The sequence below is a fragment of the Psychrobacter sp. FME5 genome (assembly GCF_014861375.1).
Classification (GTDB): Bacteria; Pseudomonadota; Gammaproteobacteria; order Pseudomonadales; family Moraxellaceae; genus Psychrobacter.
Window position 1 is genome coordinate 1 of sequence record NZ_RRYX01000143.1, and the last position, 6,062, is coordinate 6,062.

The following is a 6,062-nucleotide window of genomic DNA, read 5'->3' on the forward strand; positions in this document are numbered from 1 at the left end:
GGGTTTAAAACGCCCAATCAGGTGTTCTATAATATAATTTAGCGTTGCACTTGGTGTGTTAATCTAAGATAAATAAAATGAAAATTGCCACACTAAACGAGTACATTTGGGTTTATTATAGTTCATGACTCTTGATTGGTGGCGTTGGTTTTGGCTCAATAACTTTCATTATTTGCGGTAGCCCATTATGGCTGTATCGATATCTCATCTAGGCTACAGAAAGCTCTCACGAATGATTTTTGAGTGGCAAGCTGTTGATAGAACGTCGCTGCTCGCTATATTTATTTTGATGGAAGTCTCTTTACATTGGCTATGGTGTTTGTTTGTCTGGTGGCAGCAAGACGCGCTTAGTGATTATGTAGATATCACTCTTTTGTCACCGTTATGGTTGGGCACAACCTTAATAGGGTTGTTTTTTTTGGGCATAATCAAACATTTGTCTCGTTCTGGGAATAATGATAACCGCTTATATAAGTGGCAAATTCTCTTAATGCTACCTTATTCTGTGTATATTGCCATCGTTATTGTCATGGTGGGTTATAGTAGTTTGTTTGCAGGTGTGTCGCTGGTTGGCGGCGCTATGTTGGGCATGATGCTCATCAAACGTCGCTATGTTTGGCGGATATTTTTACTGCAAGTTTTATTGATTCTTTCGGCGATCATATCACCATATTTTGGTATTCATTTACCTAACTTGCGCCAATTAACGGTTATTTATCCTCTCCTTGATACTTATAGCTATTTAAATTATAACGAGGTCATGGCCATTGAAAACGCCATGGCTGCTCTGACTTTTGAAAACAACACCTTAGATTGGAATAATATTAGTGAGCTGCAGCGCTCATCAGCGTTTTTTTGGCGTTCTACCCATGTGTTTTTAGCGTTGCCCAAAGCCGTTTTTATTGTTTATATGTTCCGCACCCTGTTATTGATACTGGATGACAGTAAAAGGGAGATTTTACAACACGCCAATCAAGATGAATTGACGCAGCTAAAAAGCCGTCGTTACGGTTTGAGGCAGATGCAGCAAGCGTTACTGAGAATGGGAGATAAACAGGACTTCAGCGTTGTTTTGTTAGATTTAGATTGGTTTAAAGATATTAATGATACCTATGGGCATGACGTGGGCGATCAGGTTTTGGTTGAGGTCGCACAGACGTTGTTGCAGTCTTTAACTGATGAAGCGATTGTGAGTCGCTACGGTGGTGAGGAGTTTTTGATTGTATTGCCAAATACCAAACACGATAGCGCGATGAAAATTGCTCAACAACTACAACGAAGTATTGCAAAACATGTCATCAATATCAAAAATGGTATCAGTTTTAATGTAACGGCCAGTTTGGGATTGTATACTTTGACCCATGATGAGCAAACCTGCCTCAGACAAGCGCACGAAATATCGGTGCAAAAAGAGGCAGCGACTCAGCTATCTAACCCAAAAAACATCAAGTCGCCCAGCAAAAAACGCACCAGCAATCATATGTTAACAGCGCATTTACCCACTGACATTTGCCAGCGCCTAATCAGTACAGCAGACAAAGCCTTATATGAAGCAAAAGATCGTGGTCGCAATCAAGTTGTCAGTGCCAACGACATGCTAGCCGCAGAAGAAAATACGGTTAATGCCACTTATGCCAGCAGTTAGTATATGACCGCTCAGCTATTATTTTCATAAGTAACTATTTAGCTATTCAGTAGTTGATTATGGTGTCTTTAATTCTTCTACCAAACTTGCCAAGACACTGGTAGCAAAACTACCCGTCGTCAAAGTAAAGCTCAGCACCAGCGTCTGCTCATCTTCTTTATCATGCCATTCCCAAGATAATGCTTCGATAGGCAAGCGCAGCGCTCGTCGTTGCGCCTTAACATTGCGCTTCTCTAAGCCATTTGCCAGCTGACTTAATAGTGGACTTTGCTGCACAACAGCGTTTTCAAGCGCTGCGGCCATACCTCTGACTTTATCGTTCTCCGTACCCCAGAGTACGGCAGTGGGATGAATATCACCGCTGGCAAGGCGAACGCGTAACGTCTCATCTAGCTCTTCGCTAGTAAATATCGAGCCTGAGCCATCGAGATTAAAGACTTCGCCCGCCAGTCCAGTATTCCAGCTACCATCACGTACGCGTGCTGCTAATATCTCATTAAATATCAAGCTACGCGCAGCAGACAGCTCCATCGAATTCTGCTCGCGCGGTACGCGTTTACGCTTGCTCTTTTTTGGTTGTGGTCGACTTTCTTGGGCTGGACGCGCAAACAGTGCCAAAGCTTCTCTAATATTATTACCGTTACGTCCAAAACGCTGCGGACCGAAGTAGTTGGGTATGCCACTTTTACTGATATTTACTAAATGCTGCTCGACACTGTTGTTGGTACTTTGCTTAGCCGATAAATCCTGTGCAGACGTTTGCATTGATAAGTCTGCAAACTGGATGTCACGCAGTGTAATGATAAATTGGTTGGCGCGATGCGTGCCGCGATTGAGCTTTTTGTTATGCCAATGCTGCGCAAGTATCGTGACGGTCTCATTTTCTCCGATATCGACTGGTGCAAATGTGGATTCTGGCAGTTGCTTCTTGGGTAGCCGCAGGCTAAACCATTGGGTCGTCAGCGCATGGCGGTCTTTTAAGCCTGAAAAACCCACATCACGCAATGTAATCTCTGCCCATTCTGAGAGTAATTTGGCCAGATAGGCCGTATTCATCCCAGACTTTTCTATATGCAACCATAAATGCTCACCTTCACCCGTAAAATCGAATGGAAGTATCTCATTGACTATAAAGTCTGCTGTATGGGCTTTATAGGTCGCTTGTTTTAAAGGTGGCATTATTGGCTGCGGTAATTTGGCAGTATCAGTGGCGGCGCTAATATCGATACTTGCGCCATCAAATGCTTCGTTATTAGGTAGTTCGTTAGTGTTTACAGTGTTATCTTGAGAGGTCATAAATTAGTCTTTTGTTTTGATGATTAATTTTAAAAGTAGGTGGTAGCGTTAGAGATAAAAAGCCAAAAATTACGTTTTGCAACGCAGTGGGTATACAAAAACACACCGCGAGAGTAGTGGGCTTGCTACTATCAATGAATATGATTTTATTGGGATTTGGTTGATTAGGCGTCACTTCTTTGATATGACTGTCTCAACACGTTTTAATCAGAAATAATTATAACCGTTAAGGATGACTTATGAGCAATACAATGATAAACACCGTCACCATTAGCAAAGCTGATATTCCAAGTGGTGGCATGAAATCCTATAAGCAGGATGACGATAGTATCATTTTAATCACTCGTGATGAGAATGAGTTTAGTGCATTTGACGGTAAATGTCCGCACGCAGGGGCAGATTTGGGCGATGGACTACGCTGTGGTAACCGCGTCATTTGCCCGTGGCATCATGGTACTTTTGACAGTCGTGATGGGACGTTATTAGAGCCGGTTGCTATGACAGGCTTGACCCAATATGAGCTGACAGATGATGGCGATAATTTAACCGTTAATACAGCCGCTAAAATAGACAAACAGCTCAAAAACGACAAAATGACCGACACTCATACGATTATCGTAGGCGGCGGTGGAGCAGGCTTTATGACTGCCAATCAGTTACGTCATACTGGCTATGGTGGCAAGATTACCGTGATTAGTGCCGATGATAAAGCCCCTTATAACCGTCCATTATTGTCCAAAGCCTTTTTGGCAGGGAATATGGGTGAGGATAAATTGCTACTGGGCGGTGCTGATTGGGCGAGTAAAAATGATATTGACTTGCGCTTAAACCAAACTGTCAGTGAGGTATTGGCCAATGAACGTACGATTGTGGTTAAAGATAAAAATGGTAATAGTGATAAACATACCGCCGATTTCTTAGTCGTGGCAACAGGCGCTGAACCAAAGATACCACCATTTAAAGGTGCCACTCTCGATGGCGTTTATACGCTACGTAGTATGGATGATGCCAAATTGATTAAAGCTGCCAGTCATGACCAGCGTGTGGTCGTTGTTGGTACAGGTTTTATCGGTATGGAAGTCGCTTCAGCATTGGCGCAGGCAGGAACGACCGCCTCTATTACCGTTATCGGCCAAGACAATCGTGTCATGGGCAATATTGTCTCTGAAACTGTCAGTAATGCGCTGATTAAGCTGCATGAAGAAAAAGGTATTAAGTTTGTCTTTAATGCCAGCGTTGCTGAAATTACTGGAATTGAAAAACCTACTGATAATAGCAAAGAGAACTTCTCGCAAGTTGGTGGCGTTAAATTAGCAAATGGTGAGCAAATAGATGCCGATATCGTCATTTTAGGCACTGGTGTGTCTCCACGTACAGAGCTATTCAGCGAAGTAAACGACCCAGATGGTGTGCAGGTTGATGATCACTTGCAACTACGTAACGGCGTTTATGCATTGGGTGATATCGCCAAAGCCACCAATCAAATGGGACGCATGCGTATCGAACATTGGCGCGTGGCATTGCAGCATGGCATTGTGACAGCAGCATCGATATTAAATGATGCGCAAGTGGATTCCTTAGAGGAGCGTATACCTTTTTTTTGGACGATGCAATATGGCAAAAGCCTACGCTATAGCGGACATGCGGCCTCACCAGATAACAATTTGTTATTTGGCTCACCTGATACACTAAATTATATCGAATACTACTTCGATGATGATGGCGAAGACACGCGGGTGACTGCCGCCAGCTCGCTAGGTCGAGACAAAGAGTTGGTTGCTTTCTCTGAGCTATTACGCCGCGGTCATGCGCCCACGCGTGCACAGCTTAATTCAGGATTCGATATTATCGAGCAAGCCCATGTATTATCGCGCTAGTAGTCAAAACTGATACGTATTATTATTAAGGCTGGTCTATTCACTTAGGTCAGCCTTAATAATATGTCTATAGGAAAAGGACAACCAACAATATGAAGAAAGATGCTGTATTTTTACGTCAAGCTAAAGCTAACGACGTTCGCGCACTCGAGCAGTTATTAAACCGCTGTTATCGGCAAGACGAAGGCTGGACCAATGAGGCAGGCTTAGTGGGCGGTATACGAACCACTCAAGCTGAGCTTGCAGCCGTCATCGCTGACCCAAAACATTACGTTTTTATTTATCCAAAAACCACGACAGATCAACGCGATGGCGCAGAAACAGGTGAGCTATTGGGCTGTATCGCAGTCGACATAAAAACTGATGCTGACTTAAACAAAAGTGGCGGCAATCAAAGTGTCAGTCATAAAAAAGCCTATATCGGCATGTTTGCGGTATTGCCTGAGCTGCAAGGGCATGGCGTTGGTCATCAACTATTACAGGCCGCAGAAACTTTTGCCACTCGCCATTTGCAATCAGACCTACAAGCATCTGATAACAAACCTATTCGTCTGACCATGTCTATTTTAAGCCACCGCCCTGAGCTATTGTCTTATTACCAGCGTCGTGGTTATCAGTTAAATGGCAATAAAATGCCGTTTCCAATTGATGGTAATAATGGCGAGCCCAAACGCCAAGATTTGGAATTATTAGAGTTAGAAAAAATCGTTAGTCAATAAGGCTTATCTTAATTTTAAACTAACTCTGAAAATCCCCAAAAGTCATAAACAGCCCAGCACTCAGCAGTAAAAACGCCACCAAAATTAAGCGCTTAAACCAGTTAAAAGCTGGTAAGCGCGTGGCATTATCATCGGACATTAAGTAAGCAAACAGGCAAATCAGGCTGGCGACTAATGTCATAATACCCAGACCAATCGGTAATATAAAAAAATACATCTGCCACACAGTCATCTCGCAACGGTCATTATTAACCGCATCATAACAGTATCCTGATTGTACTGTCTGTATTAGGACGTATCCTCAATGAGCACATTTATACATTTAATGGTCTTAAAGTGGCTAGGTTTTGTTAACCGTCGTCAGAAAACTTATCAACACACCTAGGGCGTGTCATCAATTAAGCCAAACGACACAAGAAACTAAGTGAATGGCACTAAGGAAATGACTGGCTAACTTATCATAGCGAGTGGCAATCGCACGATACTGCTTAATCTTGGCAAAGAAGTTCTCTATTAGGTGCCTCG

Annotated in this window: 6 protein-coding genes; 3 read left to right on the forward strand and 3 right to left on the reverse strand. The window is 43.1% G+C overall.

The window, feature by feature from the left end:
* Positions 1–187 precede the first annotated feature (187 nt).
* Entirely contained in the window at positions 188–1,645 is a 1,458-nt protein-coding gene (locus EI161_RS13010; protein ID WP_192523876.1) for a GGDEF domain-containing protein, read from the forward strand.
* A gap of 57 nt (positions 1,646–1,702) precedes the next feature.
* Here EI161_RS13010 and truD read toward each other — a convergent pair whose 3' ends face one another.
* On the reverse strand, positions 1,703–2,941 hold the full coding sequence (gene truD / locus EI161_RS13015; protein ID WP_192523875.1) for a tRNA pseudouridine(13) synthase TruD: 1,239 nt from the start codon (positions 2,939–2,941) through the stop codon (positions 1,703–1,705).
* A gap of 239 nt (positions 2,942–3,180) precedes the next feature.
* Here truD and EI161_RS13020 point away from each other — a divergent pair, with 239 nt between their 5' ends.
* Both EI161_RS13020 and EI161_RS13025 read left to right on the forward strand, forming a co-directional pair.
* On the forward strand, positions 3,181–4,818 hold the full coding sequence (locus tag EI161_RS13020) for an FAD-dependent oxidoreductase (RefSeq protein ID WP_192523874.1): 1,638 nt from the start codon (positions 3,181–3,183) through the stop codon (positions 4,816–4,818).
* A 92-nt stretch (positions 4,819–4,910) separates the two neighbouring features.
* Positions 4,911–5,537 (forward strand): GNAT family N-acetyltransferase, encoded by a 627-nt coding sequence (locus tag EI161_RS13025; protein WP_192523873.1) that lies wholly within the window; start codon positions 4,911–4,913, stop codon positions 5,535–5,537.
* 19 nt (positions 5,538–5,556) lie between these two features.
* Here EI161_RS13025 and EI161_RS13030 read toward each other — a convergent pair whose 3' ends face one another.
* Both EI161_RS13030 and EI161_RS13035 read right to left on the reverse strand, forming a co-directional pair.
* Complete coding sequence (locus EI161_RS13030) at positions 5,557–5,769, reverse strand: hypothetical protein (protein ID WP_192520920.1); 213 nt, start codon at positions 5,767–5,769, stop codon at positions 5,557–5,559.
* 162 nt (positions 5,770–5,931) lie between these two features.
* Positions 5,932–6,062 (reverse strand): transposase (locus EI161_RS13035; RefSeq protein WP_192529714.1); only part of this gene is annotated, 131 nt, incomplete at its 5' end.

Bases quoted from the DNA above. Each gene is read 5' to 3' on its own strand.
- EI161_RS13010 (WP_192523876.1), top strand. From the start codon at position 188: ATGGCTGTATCGATATCTCATCTAGGCTACAGAAAGCTCTCACGAATG.
- truD (WP_192523875.1), bottom strand. From the start codon at position 2,941: ATGACCTCTCAAGATAACACTGTAAACACTAACGAACTACCTAATAAC.
- EI161_RS13020 (WP_192523874.1), top strand. From the start codon at position 3,181: ATGAGCAATACAATGATAAACACCGTCACCATTAGCAAAGCTGATATT.
- EI161_RS13025 (WP_192523873.1), top strand. From the start codon at position 4,911: ATGAAGAAAGATGCTGTATTTTTACGTCAAGCTAAAGCTAACGACGTT.
- EI161_RS13030 (WP_192520920.1), bottom strand. From the start codon at position 5,769: ATGACTGTGTGGCAGATGTATTTTTTTATATTACCGATTGGTCTGGGT.